The sequence below is a fragment of the Actinacidiphila sp. bgisy160 genome (assembly GCF_057707815.1).
In genome coordinates, this window is the sequence record NZ_JBYIQW010000085.1 from 1 (window position 1) to 21,211 (window position 21,211).

25 protein-coding genes are annotated in these 21,211 nt (G+C 73.9%); 13 read left to right on the forward strand and 12 right to left on the reverse strand.

What is annotated here, in order from left to right:
• Window positions 1-131: 131 nt before the first annotated feature.
• Together AC3EUJ_RS35430 and AC3EUJ_RS35435 are read right to left on the reverse strand one after the other, a co-directional pair.
• On the reverse strand, window positions 132-1,031 hold the full coding sequence (locus tag AC3EUJ_RS35430) for a 2-hydroxy-3-oxopropionate reductase (protein ID WP_431968837.1): 900 nt from the start codon (window positions 1,029-1,031) through the stop codon (window positions 132-134).
• A 15-nt stretch (window positions 1,032-1,046) separates the two neighbouring features.
• Window positions 1,047-1,877, reverse strand: a complete 831-nt coding sequence (locus tag AC3EUJ_RS35435; protein WP_431968839.1) for a TIM barrel protein — start codon at window positions 1,875-1,877, stop codon at window positions 1,047-1,049.
• Window positions 1,878-1,995: 118 nt separating this feature from the next.
• On the opposite strand from AC3EUJ_RS35435, the gene AC3EUJ_RS35440 reads away from it, so the two are divergent.
• A complete protein-coding gene (locus tag AC3EUJ_RS35440; RefSeq protein WP_431968841.1) occupies window positions 1,996-2,247 on the forward strand; it encodes a YkoF family thiamine-binding protein in 252 nt (83 codons plus the stop codon).
• Window positions 2,244-2,624 (forward strand): helix-turn-helix domain-containing protein, encoded by a 381-nt coding sequence (locus AC3EUJ_RS35445; RefSeq protein ID WP_431968843.1) that lies wholly within the window; start codon window positions 2,244-2,246, stop codon window positions 2,622-2,624. Before AC3EUJ_RS35440 ends, AC3EUJ_RS35445 begins: the two co-directional genes overlap by 4 nt.
• A gap of 34 nt (window positions 2,625-2,658) precedes the next feature.
• On the opposite strand, the gene AC3EUJ_RS35450 is transcribed toward AC3EUJ_RS35445, so the two are convergent.
• The gene (locus AC3EUJ_RS35450; protein WP_431968845.1) at window positions 2,659-3,225 is read right to left on the reverse strand and encodes a dihydrofolate reductase family protein; all 567 of its coding nucleotides are present in this window, start codon (window positions 3,223-3,225) and stop codon (window positions 2,659-2,661) included.
• 283 nt (window positions 3,226-3,508) lie between these two features.
• Here AC3EUJ_RS35450 and uraD point away from each other — a divergent pair, with 283 nt between their 5' ends.
• The 6 genes from uraD to AC3EUJ_RS35480 all read left to right on the forward strand — a co-directional run bounded on the left by uraD (window position 3,509) and on the right by AC3EUJ_RS35480 (window position 9,561).
• Entirely contained in the window at window positions 3,509-4,021 is a 513-nt protein-coding gene (gene uraD / locus AC3EUJ_RS35455) for a 2-oxo-4-hydroxy-4-carboxy-5-ureidoimidazoline decarboxylase (protein WP_431968847.1), read from the forward strand.
• A complete protein-coding gene (gene uraH, locus AC3EUJ_RS35460) occupies window positions 4,018-4,410 on the forward strand; it encodes a hydroxyisourate hydrolase (RefSeq protein ID WP_431968849.1) in 393 nt (130 codons plus the stop codon). The genes uraD and uraH overlap by 4 nt, the downstream gene beginning before the upstream one ends.
• Window positions 4,411-4,417: 7 nt before the next feature.
• Window positions 4,418-5,305, forward strand: coding sequence for a factor-independent urate hydroxylase (gene pucL, locus AC3EUJ_RS35465; RefSeq protein ID WP_431968851.1), 888 nt, complete (start codon window positions 4,418-4,420; stop codon window positions 5,303-5,305).
• Between the two features lie 11 nt (window positions 5,306-5,316).
• On the forward strand, window positions 5,317-6,702 hold the full coding sequence (locus AC3EUJ_RS35470) for an 8-oxoguanine deaminase (RefSeq protein ID WP_431968853.1): 1,386 nt from the start codon (window positions 5,317-5,319) through the stop codon (window positions 6,700-6,702).
• Window positions 6,703-6,976: 274 nt separating this feature from the next.
• The gene (locus AC3EUJ_RS35475) at window positions 6,977-8,419 is read left to right on the forward strand and encodes a hypothetical protein (protein WP_431968855.1); all 1,443 of its coding nucleotides are present in this window, start codon (window positions 6,977-6,979) and stop codon (window positions 8,417-8,419) included.
• The gene (locus tag AC3EUJ_RS35480) at window positions 8,416-9,561 is read left to right on the forward strand and encodes an ARPP-2 domain-containing protein (protein WP_431968857.1); all 1,146 of its coding nucleotides are present in this window, start codon (window positions 8,416-8,418) and stop codon (window positions 9,559-9,561) included. The genes AC3EUJ_RS35475 and AC3EUJ_RS35480 overlap by 4 nt, the downstream gene beginning before the upstream one ends.
• On the opposite strand, the gene AC3EUJ_RS35485 is transcribed toward AC3EUJ_RS35480, so the two are convergent.
• The gene (locus AC3EUJ_RS35485; protein ID WP_431968859.1) at window positions 9,505-10,554 is read right to left on the reverse strand and encodes a hypothetical protein; all 1,050 of its coding nucleotides are present in this window, start codon (window positions 10,552-10,554) and stop codon (window positions 9,505-9,507) included. The genes AC3EUJ_RS35480 and AC3EUJ_RS35485 overlap by 57 nt on opposite strands.
• A complete protein-coding gene (locus tag AC3EUJ_RS35490) occupies window positions 10,551-10,835 on the reverse strand; it encodes a hypothetical protein (protein ID WP_431968861.1) in 285 nt (94 codons plus the stop codon). The genes AC3EUJ_RS35485 and AC3EUJ_RS35490 overlap by 4 nt, the downstream gene beginning before the upstream one ends.
• Before the next feature lie 187 nt (window positions 10,836-11,022).
• Between AC3EUJ_RS35490 and AC3EUJ_RS35495 the strand changes: the two genes are divergently transcribed.
• Window positions 11,023-11,343: a nuclear transport factor 2 family protein gene (locus AC3EUJ_RS35495; protein WP_431968863.1), complete on the forward strand. Its 321-nt coding sequence runs from the start codon at window positions 11,023-11,025 to the stop codon at window positions 11,341-11,343.
• Between the two features lie 19 nt (window positions 11,344-11,362).
• Here the strand turns inward: AC3EUJ_RS35495 and AC3EUJ_RS35500 are convergent, their stop codons facing one another.
• From AC3EUJ_RS35500 to AC3EUJ_RS35515, 4 genes are all read right to left on the reverse strand, one after another.
• Window positions 11,363-11,968, reverse strand: coding sequence for a class I SAM-dependent methyltransferase (locus AC3EUJ_RS35500; RefSeq protein ID WP_431968865.1), 606 nt, complete (start codon window positions 11,966-11,968; stop codon window positions 11,363-11,365).
• Window positions 11,958-12,569: a 3'-5' exonuclease gene (locus AC3EUJ_RS35505; RefSeq protein WP_431968867.1), complete on the reverse strand. Its 612-nt coding sequence runs from the start codon at window positions 12,567-12,569 to the stop codon at window positions 11,958-11,960. Before AC3EUJ_RS35505 ends, AC3EUJ_RS35500 begins: the two co-directional genes overlap by 11 nt.
• 122 nt (window positions 12,570-12,691) lie before the next feature.
• Window positions 12,692-14,314 (reverse strand): malate synthase A, encoded by a 1,623-nt coding sequence (gene aceB / locus AC3EUJ_RS35510; RefSeq protein WP_431968869.1) that lies wholly within the window; start codon window positions 14,312-14,314, stop codon window positions 12,692-12,694.
• Window positions 14,315-14,489: 175 nt separating this feature from the next.
• Window positions 14,490-15,134, reverse strand: coding sequence for a nucleotidyltransferase family protein (locus AC3EUJ_RS35515; RefSeq protein ID WP_431968871.1), 645 nt, complete (start codon window positions 15,132-15,134; stop codon window positions 14,490-14,492).
• A 44-nt stretch (window positions 15,135-15,178) separates the two neighbouring features.
• On the opposite strand from AC3EUJ_RS35515, the gene AC3EUJ_RS35520 reads away from it, so the two are divergent.
• Window positions 15,179-15,832 carry a histidine phosphatase family protein gene (locus AC3EUJ_RS35520; protein ID WP_431968873.1) on the forward strand — a complete coding sequence of 218 codons (654 nt, stop codon included), beginning with the start codon at window positions 15,179-15,181 and terminating at the stop codon, window positions 15,830-15,832.
• 176 nt (window positions 15,833-16,008) lie between these two features.
• Window positions 16,009-16,317, forward strand: coding sequence for a DUF5955 family protein (locus tag AC3EUJ_RS35525; RefSeq protein ID WP_392607304.1), 309 nt, complete (start codon window positions 16,009-16,011; stop codon window positions 16,315-16,317).
• 22 nt (window positions 16,318-16,339) lie between these two features.
• Here the strand turns inward: AC3EUJ_RS35525 and AC3EUJ_RS35530 are convergent, their stop codons facing one another.
• The gene (locus tag AC3EUJ_RS35530; protein WP_431968875.1) at window positions 16,340-17,221 is read right to left on the reverse strand and encodes an LLM class F420-dependent oxidoreductase; all 882 of its coding nucleotides are present in this window, start codon (window positions 17,219-17,221) and stop codon (window positions 16,340-16,342) included.
• A 282-nt stretch (window positions 17,222-17,503) separates the two neighbouring features.
• Window positions 17,504-18,268: an IclR family transcriptional regulator gene (locus AC3EUJ_RS35535; RefSeq protein WP_431968877.1), complete on the reverse strand. Its 765-nt coding sequence runs from the start codon at window positions 18,266-18,268 to the stop codon at window positions 17,504-17,506.
• Window positions 18,269-18,528: 260 nt separating this feature from the next.
• On the opposite strand from AC3EUJ_RS35535, the gene allB reads away from it, so the two are divergent.
• The gene (allB, locus tag AC3EUJ_RS35540) at window positions 18,529-19,890 is read left to right on the forward strand and encodes an allantoinase AllB (RefSeq protein WP_431968879.1); all 1,362 of its coding nucleotides are present in this window, start codon (window positions 18,529-18,531) and stop codon (window positions 19,888-19,890) included.
• Window positions 19,887-20,996: an allantoicase gene (alc, locus tag AC3EUJ_RS35545; protein ID WP_431968881.1), complete on the forward strand. Its 1,110-nt coding sequence runs from the start codon at window positions 19,887-19,889 to the stop codon at window positions 20,994-20,996. Before allB ends, alc begins: the two co-directional genes overlap by 4 nt.
• 6 nt (window positions 20,997-21,002) lie before the next feature.
• Here alc and AC3EUJ_RS35550 read toward each other — a convergent pair.
• Window positions 21,003-21,211 (reverse strand): hypothetical protein (locus tag AC3EUJ_RS35550; protein WP_431968883.1); only part of this gene is annotated, 209 nt, incomplete at its 5' end.

The following is a 21,211-nucleotide window of genomic DNA, read 5'->3' on the forward strand; positions in this document are numbered from 1 at the left end:
GGCCCGGTCCGCGCCGCCTCGACCTACCCCTCAGAAGCTCTCGGCGGCGCGGACGTTCGTGGTTCCGGGCGGCGGCGCCCCATCGGGCGCGACAGGACAGGTCGGGGCGCCGCCGCCCGGAAGCCGGGGGGTCAGCCGGCGACCGGCCGGCCGGACAGGCGCTCCACGCCGCGCAGCAGGGCGGAGTGGTCCAGGCCGCCGTCGCCCTGGGCCCGCAGCGAGGCGACGAGGTTCGCCACGACCGAGCCGACGGGCAGGGCGGCGCCGACGTTGCGGGCGGCGTCGGTGACGATGCCCATGTCCTTGTGGTGCAGGTCGATGCGGAAGCCCGGGGCGTACTCGCGGTCGAGGAAGTTGCGCTTCTTGCGGGTCAGCACCGTGGACCCGGCGAGCCCGCCGTTCAGCACCTCCAGGGCCGCCGCGAGGTCGACCCCGGACTTCTCCAGGAAGACCACGGCCTCGGCGCACGCCTGGATGTTCACCGCGACGATCAGCTGGTTGGCGGCCTTGACGGTCTGCCCGGCGCCGTGCGGACCGCACAGGACGACGGTCCTGCCGAGGGCGTCGAACAGCGGCCGCGCCTCGTCGAAGTCGGCCTGCCCGCCGCCCACCATGATGGACAGCACCGCCTCGACGGCTCCCGCCTCGCCCCCCGAGACGGGGGCGTCCAGGACCCGGATGCCCCTGGCGGCCGCGGCCCTGGCCAGGTCGACGGAGGTCTGCGGGGCGATCGACGACATGTCGATCAGGAGCGCGCCCGGCCGGGCGTTGACCAGGATGCCGTCCTCTCCGTAGGCGACGGCCTCCACCTGGGGGGAGGCCGGGACCATGGTGATGACGACGTCGGAGTCCTTCACGGCCTCCGCGATCGAGCCGGCGGGCGTGCCGCCGGCCGCGGCCAGACGGTCGAGCTTGTCCCGCTCCAGGGTGTAGCCCGTGACGGAGTACCCGGCCTTGATGAGGTTCTCCGACATCGGGGAGCCCATGATGCCGAGGCCGATCCACGCGACCGTGGGAAGTGTGGTGGTCATGATGTCCTCTCCGGATTACTTGTCGGCGCCGGCGAGCCAGTCGAAGGAGGCGGCGCTGCCCCGCGGGCCCGGCTTGTACTCCAGGCCGACCCAGCCGTCGTAGCCCGCCCCGCGCAGCCGGCCGAGGAGCGCGGCCAGCGGCAGGGAGCCCGTGCCGGGCGCGCCGCGGCCGGGGTCGTCGGCGATCTGGACGTGGCCGGTGCGGTCCGCGTAGGCGTCGATCACGGCGGGCAGGTCCTCGCCGTTCATCGACAGGTGGTACAGGTCGAGCAGGAACCTGGCGTTGCCCAGGCCCGTCTCGGCGTTGACCTTGTCGACCACCTCGACCGCGGCGGCCGCGCTCACCAGTGGATAGCGCGGCGACTCCGGCTTGTTGAGGGCCTCGACCAGCAGTATCGCGCCGACCCGGTCGGCCGCGTGCGCGGCCCGGACCAGGTTCTCCAGGGCGAGTTCGTCCTGGGCCTCGGGGCTCACGCCGTCCACGCGGTTGCCGTACAGCGCGTTGAGCGCCGTGCAGCCCACCGAGCGGGCGAAGTCGGCGGCGACGTCGATGTTGGCGCGGAAGCGCGCGGACTCCTCGCCCGGCACGGACAGCGCGCCGCGGTCGGGGCCGGGGAGCTCGCCCGCGTAGAAGTTCAGGCCCACCAACTGGGTGCCGGCCTCCTCCAACGCGTCGCGCAGGGCGTCGAGTTCTGCCTGCGGAGGGGTCGGCATCCGGGTCCACGGCCACCACAGCTCGACCGCGGAGAAGCCGGCCGCGGCGGCGGCCGCGGGGCGCTCCAGGAGCGGGAGTTCGGTGAAGAGGATCGAGAGGTTCACATCGAAGCGCGTGGAGTCGAAGCCCATCACATGCGCCCTTCCGTATTACGGAAACTTATTTCTACGTGACGGAAGACTCCACGAGACGGACGGCGGCTGTCAAGAGGGATGTCCCGGAAACCCCCTGACCAGCTAGGTTGAGGGCGTGCGCTTGAGACTCGAATTCACCACCGAGCCGTTCGACCTGGACGAGCCCCCGCAGCACGCCGTGGTGGGCCGTGAGGTCCTGGAGGCGGCCGGGCTGGACGCCGTCGACGTCGGGCCCTTCGGCAACTCGGCCGAGGGCGGTACCGAGCGGGTGGTCGCCGTGGTCGGCGATGTGCTGCGGCGCACTCTGGAGGCCGGCGCGACCCGGGTGTCGCTGCAGGTCAACGTCCTGGGGGAGGCGGACCGGTGACCGGGCCGGCCGAGCATCCGTTCAGCGCGGCGATCAAACCGCTCGCCGATGCCATGGGTGCCGAGCTGGTGCCCCCGGGCGAGGCGCGCGGAGACGACGTCGTGCTCAGCTGGGAGGGTGCGCAGGTGGTCGCCGTACGGCTGCCGCATCTCGCGGACTCGCTCGACCACATCCTGGCCGACCTCGAGCGCCGGCACGGCAAGGCGCTGTCCGAGCTGGGGCGCAAGGAGAAGCAGACGGTCGTCCGCATCCTGGAGGAGCGCGGCGCCTTCTCGGTGCGGCACGGGGTGGAGACGGTCGCCTCCGCGCTCGGCGTCAGCCGCTTCACCGTCTACAACTACCTCAACAGGGAGAACGCGGCGAAGGACGGCCGCTAGCCGCGTCGTCACGGCCTGTCGGGCGTGCCGCTGCTCAGTGCCTTGTCTCGTACCTGGTCAGGACCACGCCGCCGGGACATGTCCGCGTCTGAACCATGTTCAGGTTCACCCAGCTGTCCAGCGCGGTGAAGAACGGCGTGCCGCCGCCCACCAGGACCGGATGGACGGCGATCGCGTACTCGTCGATCAGTCCGGCGCGCATGGCCGCCCCTGCGAGCGTCGCGCCGCCGATGTTCATCGGGCCGCCGTCCTCGGCCTTGAGCCGGCTGATCTCCGCGATCGCGTCGCCGGTGACCAGGCGGGTGTTCCAGTCGACCTTGTCGATGGTCGAGGAGAACACCACCTTCGGCGTGTCCCGCCAGTTCCGCGCGAACTCGATCTCCGCCGGTGTGGCGTCGGGCTGCCGGTCGCCGGTCGGCCAGTGGGAGCTCATCGCCTCCCACAGCCTGCGCCCGTACAGCGACAGGTCGCTCGCCTGCTCGTGGTCGAGCCACCACTGGAACAGCTCGGGGCTCGGCGGTCCGCTCCAGCCGATGGAGTCGCCGGCGGCGGCGATGTAGCCGTCCAGGGTCAGGTTCATGCCGTAGACCAGTTTCCGCATGGGGAGGCCTTCCGTCCGGGGGTGCCCGGTGTACGGACCGGCGCGGCGCGGGAAACTCATCGGTGCGCGCTCCGGACCCGCCGGTGGTCCTCGTGCCCGGGGTTCGCGGCGGTGTGCTCGGCCGGCACGGGCGGAGCCGCCTGGACTCGCCCCCCGCCCTCGCCGGCCGAGCACACCGGACAGGCCCTGCTGCACCGCGCGAGGCGTCCGTCCGGGCGTTGCGGGCCGCAACTTTTCAACAAACTGTTGACGTCGCGTGGTGGGCGCTCCTAGCGTGCACCTTGTGACTTCCAGCCCATCCCCGGGCCTGGCCCGGTTCAACGCCGCCGGCGGACCGGAGGCGATCGCGCTGCTGCACGAGGTCTGCGCGAGCCGCTCCTGGGGTGCCGCCGTCACGGCGGCCCGCCCGTACGACACCCTTGACGCGCTGCTCGCCGCCTCCGACGCCGCGACCGCCGGCCTCACGCCGGACGACCTGGCCGAGGCGATGGCGGGCCACCCGCCGATCGGCCGCCCCCGGCCCGGTGACCCGGTCTCCGCCCGCGAACAGGGCGGGGTGCGGGACTCCCAGCGCGAGGAACTGCTCGCGCTGAACCTCGCCTACCAGGAGCGGCACGGCCACGTCTTCCTCATCTGCGCCACCGGCAGGACCGGCGACCAGATGCTGGCCGCGCTCAAGGAGCGCATCGGCAACGACCCCGCCACCGAGCGCGAGATCGTCCGCACCGAACTGGGGAGGATCAACCGCGTCCGGCTCACCCGGCTCGCCGGGACCGCGAAGGAGGACCCCTCATGACCTCCGTGTCCACGCACGTCCTGGACACCAGCGCCGGCCGCCCCGCGCGGGGCGTGGCCGTCACCATGCAGGTGCGCGCCGGGAGCGGGGCCCCCTGGGTGCCGCACGGCGCCTCGGCGACCGACGCCGACGGCCGCTGCAAGGACCTGCCCGACCCGCCGCGGGGCACGAGCCACGTACGGCTGGAGTTCGCCACCGAGCCCTACCTCACCCGCCAGAGCACCGACCACCGCAGTCGAGCCGAGGACCAGCAGGACGCCCCCCGCACCAGGGACAGCGGAGCCTTCTTCCCGGAGGTGGCGATCGTCTTCGCCGTCGAACCGGGCGAGCACTACCACGTGCCGCTGCTGCTCAACCCGTTCGGCTACTCCGTATACCGAGGGAGCTAGCACCGACATGTCGCCCACCCGACTCGGCCAGAACCAGTACGGCAAGGCGGAGACCCGCGTCGTCCGCGTCACCCGCGACGGCGCGACCCACCACGTCAAGGACCTCAACGTGTCCGTCGCCCTCTCCGGCGCGATGGACGACGTCCACACTTCCGGCAGCAACGCCGCCGTGCTGCCCACCGACACCACCAAGAACACCGTCTTCGCCTTCGCCAAGCAGCACGGCATCGAGTCCGCCGAGCAGTTCGGCATCCACCTCGCCCGGCACTTCGTCACGAGCCAGGGGTCCATCGAGCGGGCCAGGATCCGCATCGAGCAGTACGACTGGGAGCGGATCACGCAGGAGCACTCCTTCGTCCGCGGCAGACGGGAGACGCGCACCACCGAGGTCACCTTCGACGGCGCGCGCTGGCAGGTCGTCTCCGGCCTCAAGGACCTCGTGGTCATGAACACCACCGACTCCGAGTTCTGGGGCTTCGTCAAGGACCGCTACACCACGCTGCCGGAGACCCGCGACCGCGTCCTCGCCACCGAGGTCAGCGCCCGTTGGCGGTTCCACTGGACCCGCGACGAGGACCCCGCCCCGCGGTGGGAGCAGTCCTGGGCCGAGGTCCGCCGGCACCTCCTCGACGCCTTCGCCGGCACCTACTCGCTCTCCCTGCAGCAGACGCTGTACGCGATGGGCGACCGGGTGCTCGAGCACCGCCCCGAGATCGACGAGGTGCGGCTCTCGCTCCCCAACAAGCACCACTTCCTGGTCGACCTCGAGCCGTTCGGCCTCAAGAACGACACCCCCGACAGCGCGGTGTACTTCGCGGCCGACCGCCCCTACGGCCTCATCGAGGGCACGGTCCTGCGCGACGGAACCGAGCCCCGCATCCCGGTGACGGACTGAGAGGCCACACCATGACCGCCCCAGCAGAGCGCATCGTCATCGAGAAGTGCGCCGTCGCCACCGTCGACGCGGACGACACCGAGTACCCGGCCGGCCACGTCGTCGTCGCCGGCGACCGCATCGAGTCCGTCGGCCCGGGCCCCGCCCCCGCCGGACTGGACGGCGTCGTACGGCGGGTGGACGGCACCGGCCACCTGCTCACCCCCGGCCTGGTCAACACCCACCACCACTTCTACCAGTGGATCACCCGGGGCCTGGCCACCGACCACAACCTCTTCGACTGGCTCGTCGCCCTCTACCCCACCTGGGCCCGCATCGACGAGGCGATGACCCACGCGGCCGCCCAGGGCTCGCTGGCGATGATGGCCCGCGGCGGCGTCACCACCGCCATGGACCACCACTACGTCTTCCCCCGCGGCACGGGCGACCTGTCCGGCTCCATCATCCGGGCCGCCGCCGCCATGGGCGTGCGCCTCACCCTCGCCCGCGGCTCGATGGACCGCGGCGAGTCCGACGGGGGACTGCCCCCGGACTTCGCCGTCGAGACCCTCGACGACGCCCTCGCCGCCACCGAGGAGACGATCGACAAGCACCACGACGCCTCGTTCGGCGCCATGACGCAGATCGCCGTCGCCCCCTGCTCGGCGTTCTCGGTCTCCACCGAACTGCTGCGCCAGGGAGCCGAACTCGCCCGGCGCAAGGGCGTGCGGCTGCACACCCACGGCAGTGAGACCGTGGAGGAGGAGCAGTTCTGCAGGGAACTGTTCGGCATGGGCCCCACGGACTACTTCGAGTCCACCGGCTGGCTCGGCGAGGACGTGTGGATGGCGCACTGCGTCCACATGGCCGACCCCGACATCGCCGCCTTCGCCCGCACACGTACCGGCGTCGCCCACTGCCCGTCCTCCAACGCCCGCCTGGCCGCCGGCATCGCCCGTGTGCCGGACATGCTCGCGGCGGGCGTCCCGGTCGGGCTCGGCGTGGACGGCACCGCGTCCAACGAATCGGGCGAACTGCACACCGAGTTGCGCAACGCGCTGCTCATCAACCGCCTCGGCTCCCACCGCGAGGCCGCGCTGACCGCCCGTCAGGCCCTGCGCCTGGGTACCTACGGCGGGGCCCGGGTGCTCGGCCGGGCGGAGGCGATCGGCTCCCTGGAGGCGGGCAAGCTCGCCGACCTCGTCCTGTGGCGGATGGACACCCTCGCCCACGCCTCGATCGCCGACCCCGTCGCCGCCCTCGTCCTCGGCGCGGCCGCCCCCGTCACGCTCTCCCTGGTGAACGGCCGGCCGGTGGTCGAGGACGGCCGCCTCGTCACCGCCGACGAGGACGCCATCGCGCGCGCCACCCGCGACGAGGCCCGGCGGCTCGCCCGGATCGCGGGCCTCACCGGCTGATCACCGCGCTCACCCGCGGACCCCGGTCGGGGGAGGGACGGCCCTTCGACCGGTGCCGGGTCCCGCCCCGCCAGGGGCGGGACCCGGCGTTCGCCGTACCCGTCGCGGGGCGGGGGGCGGGAATCCCGTTGCGGCACCCCGCACCGGCCCTGTTACGGTCGCCGTGCCGGCCGCGGGACTACGGTGCGACTTCCGGAACCTGCCTCTGAAGCAATGATTCGCTGCTCGTGCCCCCATTCCCCGGCCGGCGTCCACGACAGGGGGAGCCGACGCCATGAGCGAGCGGGGGGCGGCGGTCGCCGCCGAGGACGTGCTGCTGTTCGTCAACGCGGCGATCACCGCGACCGGTCAGCGCGAGTTCCGCTCCGGCGCGGGGGAGCAGCGGCTGTCGCTGGACTTCCTCCACGCGTACATGCTGGGCAACTACCGCGACCTGTACGCCGGGGTCCTCGCCCTCGACGTCAACGACCACAACGCGGCACTGATCATCCAGCGGCTGCTGGAGACCGCCGCCGAGGCCACCGCCGAACAGCGCCGCACCGAGGGCCGGCTCATCGCCGGCCGGCTGGCCCTGCTGCCGCCGCAGCGGGTGTACGGGCTCTTCGGCGCCCTGCGCCGGTCCGGGGTGAACAACCGGCGGACGCGGGCGATCATCCGCGACTGGATCGCCTCCCGCCCGGACCCGGCCTTCGACGCCGTGAAGTACCGCGGCGGGTTCAAGCGGGCGCTGCGGCACGCCCATCTCGCCCCCAGGGAGGAGGAACTGGGCGCGTTCGTGTTCCGGCCGCTCAGCCGGGGCCGGTACGGCACACCGCTCCTTGAGGCCTGGCGCCGCGCGCACTTCGCACAGGACGCCCTGTACGAACTGCCCTACACCGTCGCCGAGGGCTTCGCCGCCAAGCACGGTGTGCCGCGCGAGGTGTTCCTGGAGCCCATCGCCCCGCGCATGACGCGCCTGGAGACCCTGCGGCTGCAGGAGTCCGCCCGGCGGCACGAGGCGGGCGCGGTGCCGGCCGCCCTGGACCGCATGCCGCTGACCCGGCTCGCGTCCTACGTGCTCTCGCTGCCCGTCGAGGAGCGCCTGCGGCGGCGCCGGGAACTGACCGGCGCCCTGGACGCGGCCGCCGTACGGGTGGCCGGCGCACACCGGGGAAGCTGGGGCCGGGTCGCCGCCGTCCTCGACGACAGCTTCTCCGCCTCGGGTTCGGGCACCAAGCGCCGCCGGCCGCTGGCCGTCGCCCTGGCCTGCCACCACCTGCTCGCCGCGCTCGCCGGCGAGTACACCGGGCTGTGGACGTCCGGGCGGACCGACGCCCTGCTCGTCCGTCCGTACGGGGCGACGCCGCTGGGCCGGCGGATCCTGGACGCGCTGGAGACCGGGCCGTCCCGGCTGGTGATCGTCTCCGACGGCTGGGACAACGCGCCCCCGGGCCTGGCCGGCGAGGTGCTCCGCGTGTGGCGCGCCCGCATCGACCCCGGCCGCCGCACCGAGGTCGTGCACCTCAACCCGGTCTACGACGCCGAGGACTTCGACGTGCGACGGCTGTCCCCGGCCGTGGCCACGGCCGGCATCCGCGACGCCGAGGACCTGCCCGCGCTCGTCGAGCTCGCCCAGTTCGCCGAGGGACGCACCGGCCCGGCCGAACTGGCCGCCTACCTCGACGCCCGCGCGCGGCGACTGTTCGACCGAACCGACCGGGGGGAGCACACCCGATGACCGCACTGGACCTGACCGGCCTGGACACCCGCCCCTCCCAGGTCTGGGGCGCCGTGCGCCTGGTCCCGCTGGTGCGCGAACAGCCCGTCGAGGACCTGCGGCTGCACCCGAGGATCCTCACCGACGGGCCGTCCGCCGTCCGGCTCGGCCCGCGGCACGCGTATGTCTCGTACATCCCGCACGCGTTCGTCGCCACCTGGACCGGCGACGGAACCCCTGCCGCGGCCTACGGGACGCAGCTGGCCGAGGGCGCGGACGACGCGCGCCCCGCGACGGGCGCCCTGCGCATGCACCGCCGGACGGCCCGGCGCGAGGCCAAGGGCCGGCTGCGCTTCCTGCCCCTGCACCTGGCGCTGGAGGGCTATCTGGCACTGCACTTCGGCGGCCCCTCGGTCGCCTGGGAGGAATGGTCGCAGCGCGCGCTGCGCCGGGACCTGTCCCCGCGCGCGGAGGAGGCGTACACGGGGGCCGAGGTGCGCGGACTCGCCGACGCGCTGCGGGTCTTCGAGATCCACCCCGGTCAGTGCGGTGTCCTGCTCTACGTCGCCGACGCCCTGGCCGCGGCCTTCGTCGTGCCGCACCCCGACGACTACCGCGCGCTGCACCCGACCCTCGTGCAGGACCTGTACGGCGAACTCGTCCACCACTACGCCACGCTGATGCCGCCCGTCCAGGAGTTCCGCGCCCGCATCCCGGGCACGGGCATCGGCTCCCTGGCGGAGTTGCGCGCCGCGGCGGCCGGACAGGAGCGGGCCTGGGCGGGGTTCCACGACACGACCATGGCCGCCGCGCTCCTGGAGCAGCCCCGCACCTGGCGGACGGTGTACCGGATGGGCCCCTTCACGCTCTCCCGGTTCCTGCCGGAGTTCCGCCCCGGACGGGAGAACCACATCGGCGAGGCCGTCACCGACCGGCGGGGCCGGACCGCCTATCTCAAGACCTTCCGGCTCTCGGAGAGCCAGGCGCGCCGCGGCCACCTGCTCGACCGGCTGGCCGCCCACGACTGGCACCTGGCCCGCACCGCGGCCGCCCTCGGGGTCGACGAGGCGCAACTGGGCCGGCGTCTGGAGGCCGCGGGCTTCGGTTCACTGCTCCGGCAGGACGTCCTCGACGGCCACCGGGCGCGCGCCCGCACCCGCTGAGCCTCCGTGAGGCGACGGGCCGCGCCCCTGCGAGCGGCCCTGGGCCTCGCGCCGGACCGCGCCGCCGCGGGAGACGGTGTACAGGTCGGTCGGCACCGGCCAGCCCTTCTGCCCGGCGTGGTCGCCGTTGAGCCTGCGCGCCCACTTGCTGTAGTCGGTCTCCAGCCCGTTCCCCGTGATGCGGATGCCGGGCGGCACCATCCGGGCCGCCCCCGAGGCCGGTTCGGCCACGGTGTGCCGCAGGGTGACGAACAGGGCCTGGTTGGCGGGATGGTCCGGCCCCGCGTCCAGGTGCCGGGCGACGACCTCCCGGCGCACCGGCAGCCAGAGCCGCAGCGCCGCCCGCGCCGACCGGGGGAGCGCGAAGTCCTGCCGGGTCGGCGCCGTCCGGCCGGGCAGGTTCACGGTGAGCCGGATGCGGGACTCCTGCGCCGACAGGTCGGTGACGTCCGCGGCCACCAGGCCCTCGCGGGGCACCGCCGTCGCCCACAGCACCTCCAGCGCCGCCAGCAGCCGCAGCCGGTACGGCTCGCGGCGCGGCTCCACGGGAATGCTCAGGGCCCGGCGCAGCACGATGTGCCCGGTGAAGTCCAGGGGCTCCTTGGTGTGCTTGGACCAGGGGCGCATCCCACGGGCCTGCCACCCGAACGCGGGGCGTCCGGCGGCACGGTTGAGGTCGGCGATGCCGTCCATGATGTCGCGCTGGCTCGCGGGGGTGAGCGGCCTGCCCACCCGGCCCGCACGGGTGCGGTAGAGACCGGCCGCGATGCGGCCGAGCACGGTGTCCGGCCGCCCGGGGTGGCCCAGGACGGCGTCGGCGAACAGCTCGTCGAGGCCGCGCAGCGCCTGGGGCGGGACGTCGGCGGCCGCACGCTCCAGTACGGCGGCGGCCTTCCGCAGCCGTTCCTCCCGGGAGCGGGAGGTGGCGATGGCCGGGTCGGCGAGGGCACGTTCCAGGGCGGCGCGGAGCTGGCGCAGAGCGGGCGCGGTCACGGCAGCAGCGTAGGGGCAGGGTGTGACAGGGATGGAGCATCAAGTAATGCGAGGGTCGAGATATCCAGAGGGCCCGCGTGCCGCCCCAGGACGGTGCCGGGCAGGGACATCAGGGGGGCCGCGAGCATGGGGGCGACGGAGTAGAAGGCGGTGGCGCTGAACTGGGCGGGGGTCAGGTAGTCGACCAGGAAGCCGCCGACGAGCAGTACGACGGGGAGCAGCCGGACGTACCGCAGGACGTCGCGTCCTTCGCCGGTGAGGTCCTCGCCCCCACTCGCCACGCGTGTGCTCCTGCCGTCGCTGTCGGGCCGCCGGACTGGATCCCAGGGTCGCCGTGGTCCCGTCGCGGGGCCAGCCGTGGCGGTCCCCGCGGGTGAACGGCGGGCGGGCGGCCGGGCCCCGGGTAGCGCGCCGGGGCCGCTCGGGCGAGGCTGGTGGCACGACCCGTGAGCACAGGGAGCAGCAGCGATGATCCGCACCGACGCCCTCAACGAACCGGCCGTGCGTGCCTTCGTCTCGGCGGTGAACGCCGGGGACAAGGACGCCTTCGAGGCCGCGCTCACCGAGAACGCGACGATGTCCGACGACGGCTCCGACCGCGACCTGCAGGAGTGGGCGGAGCGGGAGATCTTCGATTCCCACGGCCACATGGACGTTCAGTCCCAGGACTCGGCGGGGCTCACCCTCATCGCGGACTACCGCAACGACGCGTGGGGTGAGATGCGCACCAAGTGGCGTTTCACCGTGGACGGCGGCAAGATCAGCCGTTTCGACACCGGTCAGGCCTGAGCGGGGCCGGCCGGGCCGGTCAGCCGGCCGTGCGGTCGCGGTACACCAGCAGGTAGCGCCAGAACAGCAGGCGCCTGACGCGGCTGCCCGGCAGCAGTTGCGCCGCTTCGGCGCGGATCTGCGGCAGGGGCGTGCAGGGTGGGCGAACGGGGGCCCGGACCGGTTGCTGTCCGTGGCCGCGGATCCGGTCGGCGGCGGCGACGGCGAGCCGGGCGGCGGCGTTGACGGGGACGGCCGCCAGGCTCACCGCCCAGTCGGCGGGGGTGTGTTCGGGGTAGCAGCCCAGGACGAGCAGGGTGCCGCCGGGGGCGAGCGCGGCGCGCAGTGCGGTGACCGTGCCGAACGGCATGTGGTGGAGGCTGGCCAGGCAGGTGATGAGGTCGTAGTGGGCCGTGGGGAGGTCCACGGCGGTGGCGTCCGCGGTGCGGAAGGTGACCCCGGGCGCGGTTCCGGCCGCTGCCACGGCCTCCGGGGAGGCGTCGATCGCGTCGACCCGCAGTCCGCGGGCGGCCAGTCGCCGGGCGAAGCGCCCGGTGCCGCATCCGACGTCCAGGGCGGTGAGCGCGCCGGGCGGGATGTTGCGCAGGAGCAGCCGGTGGTAGTGGTCGTTGTGGTCAAAGGGCATGCGTGGTGCCCTTCCAGTTCATGAGGTTGGCGAAGAGTTCGGCCTGCTCGATGGCGTCGTCGAGGGCGTGGTGGGTGTGGCGGCGGCGGGAGAGCAGTTCGCGGGGCATGGTGCCCTTGGCGACGGCGCGCAGCGGGACGCCGGCCTTGGTGGCGTAGAGCGTCTTCATGTCGAGGCAGCCGGAGTGCCCGAAGGGGCTGGAGCCGGCGAAGCGGATGAGGTACCAGTACAGGAACGTCCAGTCGTAGCCGGCGGGGTAGCCGGTCATGACGGGCTGGGCGTCTTCGCTGACGGCGCGCACCCATGCGGTGAACTCCGCCATGGCGGCGGCCGGTTCGCTGCCCTCGGCGGTCAGGCGGGCCCGGTCCAGGCCGCTGACGGCGAGCGCCTGCGGGTCGGTCTCGGTCCCGGTGGGGCGCAGTTCGCGGTAGAAGGTGTCCCGTTCGGGGTCGGCGGCGGTGAATCCGCCGGTGTCCTGCCGGCCCGCGACGGCGGCCCCGAGGCTGAGCATCGAGTACGGGCCGGGGATGGGGCCGTCCGCCTCGACGTCCACCGGGATGTACAGGCTGGGCCGCACGGCGCGCGGTCGGGGTGCTGGCATGCCGACGATCATGCCAGCGGCGCCGCGTCGGCTGCCCGGCTTTTCCCGGGGTCGCGGGAGGTGCCGGGGCCCGCGGCGGGTGGCGGCTCTCCCCGGCGGTGGCCGGGGAGAGCGCGCGTGGTTCAGTCCAGCAGTTCGTACGCCGGCAGCGTCAGGAAGTCGACGTAGGTTTTGTCGAGTGCCGTCTTCAGGAGCAGGTCGTGGGCCTGCTGCCAGCGGCCGGCGGCGAAGGCCTGCTCGCCGGTCTCCTCGCGGATGGCGGCGAGTTCCCGGTCGGCCAGGGTGCGTACGAGGTCGGCGGTGGCCTTCTCGCCGTTGTCGGCGAAGACGACGCCGGCGTTGACCCACTGCCAGATCTGGGAGCGGGAGATCTCGGCGGTGGCGGCGTCCTCCATGAGGTTGAAGATGGCGACGGCGCCCATGCCCCTCAGCCAGGCCTCGATGTAGCGGGTGCCGACCTGGACGGCGTTGCGCAGTCCCTCGTAGGTGGGCCTGGCGTCGAGGGAGTCGACGGCCAGCAGGTCGGCGGCGGTGACGTGGACGTCCTCGCGCAGCCGGTCCTTCTGGTTCGGCCGGTCGCCGAGGACGGCGTCGAAGGAGGCGCGGGCGATCGGCACCAGGTCGGGGTGGGCGACCCAGGAGCCGTCGAAGCCGTCGTGGGCCTCGCGGTCCTTGTCGGCCTTGACCTTCTCGAAGGCGACCGCGTTGACCTCGGCGTCGCGCCGGGAGGGGATGAAGGCGGCCATGCCGCCGATGGCGTGGGCGCCGCGCTTGTGGCAGGTGCGGACCAGCAGTTCGGTGTAGGCGCGCATGAAGGGCGCGGTCATCGTCACGGCGTTGCGGTCGGGCAGGATGTAGCGCTCGCCGGCGTCGCGGAAGTTCTTGACGATGGAGAACAGGTAGTCCCAGCGGCCGGCGTTGAGGCAGGAGGCGTGGTCGCGGAGTTCGTAGAGGATCTCCTCCATCTCGAAGGCCGCGGTGATCGTCTCGATGAGGACGGTGGCGCGGATGGTGCCCTGCGCCACGCCGAGGAGGTCCTGGGCGAGGACGAACACGTCGTTCCACAGGCGGGCTTCGAGGTGGGACTCGGTCTTGGGGAGGTAGAAGTAGGGGCCTTTGCCCTTGGCGAGCAGGCGCCGCGCGTTGTGGAAGAAGTAGAGGCCGAAGTCGACGAGGGCGCCGGGGACGGGTTCGCCGTCGACGGTCAGGTGGCGTTCGTCGAGGTGCCAGCCGCGGGGGCGCATGACGACGGTGGCGAGTTCCGTCTCGTCCTTCAGCGCGTAGGACTTGCCCTCGGGGGAGGTGAAGTCGATGCGGCGTTCGTAGGCGTCGATCAGGTTGACCTGGCCGCCGACCACGTTCTCCCAGGTGGGGGCGGAGGCGTCCTCGAAGTCGGCGAGCCAGATCCGGGCTCCGGAGTTGAGGGCGTTGATGGTCATCTTGCGGTCGGTGGGGCCGGTGATCTCCACGCGGCGGTCGTCCAGCGCGGCGGGGGCGTCGGCGACGCGCCAGTCGCCCTCGCGGATGTGGGCGGTCTCCGGGAGGAAGTCGAGGGTGCCGGTGCGGGCGATCTCGGCGCGGCGTTCCCTGCGCCTGGCGAGGAGTTCCGTGCGGCGGGGCGCGAACCGGCGGTGGAGTTGGGCCAGGAAGGTGAGCGCCCCGTCGGTCAGCACCTCCTCCGCGCGCTCGACGGGGGGTGCGGTGTCGGCGACGACGGCGTGCGGTGCGGGCCCTGATGCGGACATGTACCTGACTCTCCTCTTGCCGATGAGGGGTGGTGCCGTGCGGCCGGCGGAGCCGGGCGGCCACCGCGCCCCGGCCCTGGCACGGGGTGCCGGACCGGGCGGGTTTCGGCTGCGAGGCGCGCCAACCGTACGGGCGCTTCTGCTGGGTGGAGCATAGTTTTTGCATTGCGGAAGTTCAACGTTCTGTGGCACCCGGTGCGGGGGGCTCCGGCGGGTCCGCCAGCAGCCGCAGGTCGTCCGGGGTGTCGATGTCGGCGGGGACCGCGACGTCCCCGCACTCGACGAGTGCGATCGCCTCCTCGTGCCGCCTCAGGTAGGAGCGTGCCCCCTGGTCCCCGGCCGCACTCGCGGCGATCGCCGCCCAGTGGGCGGCGCCCAGCAGGATCGGATGGCCCCTCCTGCCGCCGTACGCGGCCGAGGCGAGGGTGCGCGGCGAGGTGTACGCGGCCACCACCCGGGCCACCGCCGTGGCCCCGATCCCCGGCTGGTCCACCAGTGCCACGACCACGGCCGGCGCGCCGGTGCCGGCCAGTGCCTCCAGGCCCGCGCGCAGCGAGGAGCCCATGCCCTGCTCCCAGCGCGGGTTCACGGTGACGGCGTACTCGTCCAGGGCGGCCCGTTCGCGCACCCGGGCGGCGTCCGCGCCCAGCACGATGTGGACCGGGCCGCAGCCGCCGGCCCGCAGCGCCCGCGCCGTGTGCTCGACCAGTGGGCGGCCCCCGTACTCCAGCAGCGCCTTGGGGCGGCCGCCCAGCCGCCTGCCCCCGCCGGCGGCCAGCAGCAGCCCGGCCACCGTGCCCGTGCTCGCGTCGCGTTCCATGCCCCCTGGATACCGTGGACGGGGGGCGGGGGAAAGGACCGGGCATGGCGAGCTGGATCATCGCCGTACGCCACGGCGAGAGCGAGGCCAACGCGGCCTTCGCCTGCGGCAGGTCCCTGGGCGGGGTCCGGGACGCCGGCGTGGCGCTGACCGCGCTCGGGCGGGAGCAGTCGGCGCGGCTGGGCCGTGAGCTGCTGGAGCTGCCCGGTGCGCAGGCACCCGGCCGTGTCCGCTGCTCGCCCTTCGAGCGGGCCCGGCAGACGCTGCGCGCCGTCGAGGAGGCCGGCGCGGCCGCGGGCCGCGAACCGCTGCCCGTCGCCTACGACGAACGCCTCCGGGACCGCGGCATGGGCCTGCTGGAGCTGATCACCCCGCAAGGGGTGCGCGAGCGCTTCCCCGAGGAGGCGCTGCGGCGCGAGCGTGAGGGCGAGGCCGCCTACCGCCCGCCGGGCGGGGAGTCGCCGCGGGACGTCGAGGTGCGCGTCCGGGACTTCCTGGAGGACGCCGTCGCCCGCCCGGGCCCGCCCCTGCTGGTCGTCACGCACGACGCGGTGGTGCTGGCACTGTGCCGCCTGCTGGGGACCCCGCCGCCCGGCGACGGCCGCGTGGTCAACGCCTCGATGGCCCGCTGGTGGCGCGACGACACCGGGAACTGGCGGCTCGTCGACTGGAACCGAATCGCGGGTCCCGGACGTTGATGTCGGCAAGTCGGCACGCGAGGAAGGAAGTTACGGCGGATTTCGCTCTCCGTATAGCGGGGGAAGCGCTCCGTCGCGTTTACTGTCCTCCCCGATGCGGCGGACCGGATGGGGCCGGCCGCCCATGGGGGATCGCCGGGGGCCTACCTGTGGGGGACGTATCAGTGGTGAAGGACATGGCCGCCCGCGCGGCGGTGGACGACGACGGGACCCTCGACCCGAGGGCGGCCGCCCTGCGGGTCGCGGTCGCCCGCTGTCGCCGTGAACTCGCCGGGTACCGGGGCAACTTACCGGACCGGCACATCGCCGAGGACGAGCTCTCCGCGTTGGCCGCCGCCGCGGACGCCGGTGTCCCGGACGTCCCGCGGCTGCGCCGCGGCCTGCTCGTGATCGCCGGGGCGCTCGGCTCCGTCAGCGCCCTGGCCGGTGCCCTCACCGAGGTGCGGCGGGCGATCGAGCTGTTCGGCACCCCGCGTCCCCAGTGACGCGGGGCGCCCGCGGGGCCGGTCAGCCGAGTTCGGCGAGCCGGGGGATGGCCGGCGCGCAGCGGCTGTCGATCCAGCCGGCCGGCTCGGCGTCCGGCGGGACCACGATGACCGTGTCGACGCCGAGCTCGGCGTAGCCGGCCATGTCGGCGACGAAGGCGTCGGTGTCGCCGTCGCGGATGGAGTCGCCGACGAAGAGCATGGTCTTGCGGATCCGCTCGTAGTCGCGTCCGGCCTCGTCGCAGTGGGCGCGCAGCACGTCCAGCTTGTGCGCGACCTCGGTGGTCGAGGAGGCGAAGAGGTTGCAGGCGTCCGCGTACCGGGCGACCAGGCGCAGGGTCTTCCGCTCGCCGCCGCCCCCGATCATGATCTCCGGACGGGGCGTGCTCACCGGGGCCGGGGCGCTGCGGGTCTCCGCCAGGGAGTAGTGCGTGCCCTCGAAGGGGCCGTCGTCGTCCCCGTCCCACATCTGCAGGCAGATCCGCAGGGTCTCCTCCAGCCGTTCGAAGCGCTCCGCGAGCGGCGGGAAGGGCACGCCCAGGCCCAGGTGCTCACGCTCGTACCAGGCGGCGCCGAGCCCCAGTGTCGCCCGGCCGCCGGACAGGACGTCGAGCGTGGTCGCGATCTTCGCCAGCAGGCCGGGGTGGCGGTAGGTGACCCCGGTGACGAGGACGCCGAGCCGTACGGAGGAGGTCCGGGCGGCGAGGAAGCCCAGCGTCGTGTAGGCCTCCAGCATGGCGGCCTCGGCCCCGCCGTTGTTCTCCATCTGGAAGTAGTGGTCCATCACCGACAGCCAGCCCGCGCCGGCCGACTCGGCGGCCTCGCCCGCCGCGGCCAGCGCGGGCGCGAGCCCGGCCGGTCCGGCCGGATGGTCGAACTTCGTGAGGTGCAAACCCAGTTGCATGGTCCCCTGTCCGGGGTCGTGGGGTCGTTACGGTGCTGACCGTAGGCCTTGGAGTGCACTCGAGGTCAAGCCGTCGCGGGGGCGCGACATCCTGCTTCCGGCCACGTGTGCCTGTGCGGCGACCGCTTTCGCCGTGTCGGCGGCCGTCTGGGGCGGCCCTCGCTTTGTCGTGGCCCCGGGTTTCGCATCGCCTTTGCGCCCGCAGGGCGCGAGACCGCGCGACAGCCGAACCGCCGGCCCGCACCCACCCACCGGCGCGGGCGCCATGCCGACCGGGTGCGCTCAGGCCGCGCCGTTGCTCGCCAGGGCCGCCGACAGCTGCCGCGCCACGCCCTGCAGCACCGGCACGATCTTCTCCGTGGCCGCCTCGGTCACCCGTCCGGCGGGTCCGGAGATGGAGATGGCGGCGGCCGTGGGGGAGTCGGGGACGGTGACCGCCAGGCAGCGGACCCCGACCTCCTGCTCGTTGTCGTCGACGGCGTAGCCCTGCGCGCGGATGTGCTCCAGTTCCGCGAGGAAGGCGTCCGGGTCGACGATGGTCCGCTCGGTGGCCGCCGGCATCCCGGTGCGGGCCAGCAGGGCGCGCACCTCCTCCGGCGGGACATGGGCCAGCAGGGCCTTGCCGACGCCCGTGGAGTGCGGCAGGACGCGCCGTCCGACCTCGGTGAACATCCGCATGGAGTGCCGCGAGGGGACCTGGGCGACGTAGACGACCTCGTCGCCGTCGAGCAGCGCCATGTTCGCCGTCTCGCCGGTCGCCTCGACCAGCTCGGCCAGGTAGGGGCGGGCCCAGGAGCCGAGCAGCCGGGCGGAGCTCTCGCCGAGGCGGATCAGCCGGGGCCCCAGCGCGTAGCGGCGGTTGGGCTGCTGGCGCACGTAGCCGCAGTCGACCAGGGTGCGCATCAGGCGGTGGATCGTGGGCAGCGGCAGCCCGCTGCTCGTGGACAGTTCGCTGAGGCTCACTTCGCCGCCCGCGTCGGCCATCCGCTCCAGCAGGTCGAAGGCGCGTTCGAGGGACTGCACGCCCCCGGCGCGGTCTGACGCCACGTTTCCTCCCCAGGCGGACGGTGGTGATGGTGCAGCCTACCGGCCCTGACCAGGCAGGTGACCGCTGTTCGGGGCGGTCGTGGGCGCGGCGGTGGCCGGGTGTGTGCGGAAAGCGCATTCCATTGGCTGGAATTCTCCAACTGTACCGCCGGGGCGGCGTGCGGCGCCGGGGAAGGGGTTGACGGCGGCTCGCGCGCGAGCGGAGGATGCATTTCAACAGAACGTTGAATTTCTGTGCGACGCCGGTGGAAGGGGAACCCGTGTCCGAGGCCGCTGACGCGATCGAGCTCGTGCTGCGTTCACCGCGGGTCGTCACACCGCAGGGCGAGCGCCCCGCCGACGTGGCCGTCGCGGGCGGCCGGATCGCCGCCGTCCTGCCGTACGGGACCGAGGCCCCGCCCGGTGCCCGTCTGGTCGACCTCGGCACGGACGCCCTGCTCCCCGGCCTGGTCGACACCCACGTCCACGTCAACGACCCCGGGCGCAGCGAATGGGAGGGCTTCGAGACCGCCACCCGGGCCGCCGCGGCCGGCGGCGTCACGACGCTGATCGACATGCCGCTCAACAGCATCCCGCCGACCACCACCACCGCCCACCTGGAGGTCAAGCGCGCCGCCGCCCGCGGCCGGATCCACACCGACGTCGGCTTCTGGGGCGGCGCCGTACCCGGCAACGCCGAGGATCTGCGTCCCCTCCACGAGGCCGGGGTCTTCGGCTTCAAGTGCTTCCTGCTGCCCTCCGGCGTCGAGGAGTTCCCCCAGCTCGGCCCGGCGGAACTGGAGGAGGCGATGCGCGGGATCGCCCGGTTCGACGGGCTGCTGATCGTCCACGCCGAGGACTCCCGGCTCATCGAGGGGGCCCCGCAGCCCTCCGGCCCCGCATACGCCGGCTTCCTCGCCTCCCGCCCCCGCGCCGCCGAGAACGCCGCGGTCGAGGCGCTGATCGCCCTCGCCCGCCGCCTGGACTGCCGGGTGCACGTCCTGCACCTGTCCTCCGCCGAGGCCCTGCCCCTGATCGCCGCCGCCCGGCGCGAGGGCGTACGGGTGACGGCCGAGACCTGCCCGCACTACCTGACCCTCACCGCCGAGGAGGTCCCCGACGGCGCGACCCAGTTCAAGTGCTGCCCGCCGATCCGCGAGGCGGGCAACCGGGAGGCCCTGTGGCAGGGCCTGCTCGACGGCACCCTCGACTGCGTCGTCTCCGACCACTCGCCCTCGACCGCCGACCTCAAGCACCTCGACACCGGCGACTTCGGCGCCGCCTGGGGAGGGATCTCCTCCCTGCAGCTCGGCCTGCCCGCGATCTGGACCGAGGCCCGCCGGCGTGGCGCCACGCTCGCCGACGTGGTCGGCTGGATGGCGCGGGGCCCGGCACGCCTCGCCGGGCTCACCACCAAGGGCGCCGTCGCGCCCGGCCACGACGCCGACTTCGCCGTCCTGGCTCCCGACGAGAGCTTCACCGTGGACCCGGCGGCGCTCCACCACCGCAACCGGGTCACCGCCTACGCGGGCCGCACCCTCCAGGGGGTCGTACGGAGCACCTGGCTGCGCGGCGAGCGGATCGCCGACCACGGCACCCCGGCCCACCCCTCCGGCCGCCTCATCACAAGGGAGAACGCGTGACCGCCATACCCCGGTACACCGGCGCCGCCCAGCCGTACCCCGGAGGGGACCCCTACGCCGACTACCGCGGCGCCGACCTGCGCTTCACGGGTCTCGCCGACCTCGCCGACCGGCGCCTGGGCGCAGGCGTGATCGCCGCCAACGACGAGTTCTTCGCCGAACGGGAGAACCTGCTCGTCCCCGAGCGGCCCGAATTCCGTGCCGAGCACTTCGGACACAAGGGGCAGGTCATGGACGGCTGGGAGACCCGCCGCCGCCGCGGCGCCGACGCCGCCGGCCCCCACCCCGCCGACGCCGACCACGACTGGGCGCTGATCCGCCTCGCCGCCCCCGGGATCGTGCGGGGCGTGGTCGTGGACACCGCCCACTTCCGCGGCAACCACCCTCAGCAGATCGCCGTCGAAGCCACCTGCGCATCCCTGTCCGCCGCCCCCGAGGACCTGCTCGCCGACGGCGTGGAGTGGACGGAACTCGTACCCCGCACGGCCGTCGGCGGCCACGCCGCCAACGGTTTCGAGACGGCCGTGGAGCGCCGCTTCACGCACCTGCGGCTCAAGCAGTTCCCCGACGGCGGCATCGCCCGGCTGCGCGTCCACGGCGAGGTCGTCCCCGACCCGGCGTGGCTGACCGCGCTCGGCACCTTCGACCTGGTCGCGCTGGAGAACGGCGGCGCCCCCGAGGACGTCTCCGACCGCTTCTACTCCTCCCCGGTCAACCCCATCCTGCCGGGCACCTCCCGCCGCATGGGCGACGGCTGGGAGACCCGCCGCCGCCGCGACAAGGGCCACGACTGGGCGCGCTACCGCCTCGCCGGGCAGGGCACCGTACGCGCCGTCGAGATCGACACCGGCTACTACAAGGGCAACGCCGCCGGCTGGGCCGCCCTGCTCGGCCGCGACGGCGAGGACGGCGAGTGGTTCGAGATCCTGCCCCGCACCCCCCTGCAGCCCGACACCGTCCACCGCTTCGTGGTCGGCGTCCCGCCCGCCACCCACGTACGGCTGGAGATCTATCCCGACGGAGGCATCGCCCGCCTGCGGCTGTGGGGCTCACTGACCGGGGCGGGCGCCGCGCTACTGGCCCGGCGCTGGGCCGAGCTGGCCTGACGGCCCTCAGGAGGCGGCGGGCACGAGCGGCACCCGCTCGAGCGAGGTGTGGTCTCCCACCGTCGCCTCGACGGCGTGGACCGACCGGCGCCCGGGCGGCAGCGGGACGTCACGCGCGAAGGCATCCGCAGCGCCGGTGTCGCGCCCGCCGCCGATGGTGAGCCCCCTCCGGGGCCCCGGTGCCCCGGAGGGGGTGCTGGTGCCGGGGGGGGGGG

Coding starts and splice junctions, on each gene's coding strand:
- AC3EUJ_RS35430 (WP_431968837.1), bottom strand. CDS start 1,031: ATGACCACCACACTTCCCACGGTCGCGTGGATCGGCCTCGGCATCATG.
- AC3EUJ_RS35435 (WP_431968839.1), bottom strand. CDS start 1,877: ATGGGCTTCGACTCCACGCGCTTCGATGTGAACCTCTCGATCCTCTTC.
- AC3EUJ_RS35450 (WP_431968845.1), bottom strand. CDS start 3,225: ATGCGGAAACTGGTCTACGGCATGAACCTGACCCTGGACGGCTACATC.
- uraH (WP_431968849.1), top strand. CDS start 4,018: ATGACCTCCGTGTCCACGCACGTCCTGGACACCAGCGCCGGCCGCCCC.
- pucL (WP_431968851.1), top strand. CDS start 4,418: ATGTCGCCCACCCGACTCGGCCAGAACCAGTACGGCAAGGCGGAGACC.
- AC3EUJ_RS35470 (WP_431968853.1), top strand. CDS start 5,317: ATGACCGCCCCAGCAGAGCGCATCGTCATCGAGAAGTGCGCCGTCGCC.
- AC3EUJ_RS35475 (WP_431968855.1), top strand. CDS start 6,977: ATGAGCGAGCGGGGGGCGGCGGTCGCCGCCGAGGACGTGCTGCTGTTC.
- AC3EUJ_RS35480 (WP_431968857.1), top strand. CDS start 8,416: ATGACCGCACTGGACCTGACCGGCCTGGACACCCGCCCCTCCCAGGTC.
- AC3EUJ_RS35495 (WP_431968863.1), top strand. CDS start 11,023: ATGATCCGCACCGACGCCCTCAACGAACCGGCCGTGCGTGCCTTCGTC.
- AC3EUJ_RS35500 (WP_431968865.1), bottom strand. CDS start 11,968: ATGCCCTTTGACCACAACGACCACTACCACCGGCTGCTCCTGCGCAAC.
- AC3EUJ_RS35505 (WP_431968867.1), bottom strand. CDS start 12,569: ATGCCAGCACCCCGACCGCGCGCCGTGCGGCCCAGCCTGTACATCCCG.
- aceB (WP_431968869.1), bottom strand. CDS start 14,314: ATGTCCGCATCAGGGCCCGCACCGCACGCCGTCGTCGCCGACACCGCA.
- AC3EUJ_RS35515 (WP_431968871.1), bottom strand. CDS start 15,134: ATGGAACGCGACGCGAGCACGGGCACGGTGGCCGGGCTGCTGCTGGCC.
- AC3EUJ_RS35520 (WP_431968873.1), top strand. CDS start 15,179: ATGGCGAGCTGGATCATCGCCGTACGCCACGGCGAGAGCGAGGCCAAC.
- AC3EUJ_RS35525 (WP_392607304.1), top strand. CDS start 16,009: ATGGCCGCCCGCGCGGCGGTGGACGACGACGGGACCCTCGACCCGAGG.
- AC3EUJ_RS35530 (WP_431968875.1), bottom strand. CDS start 17,221: ATGCAACTGGGTTTGCACCTCACGAAGTTCGACCATCCGGCCGGACCG.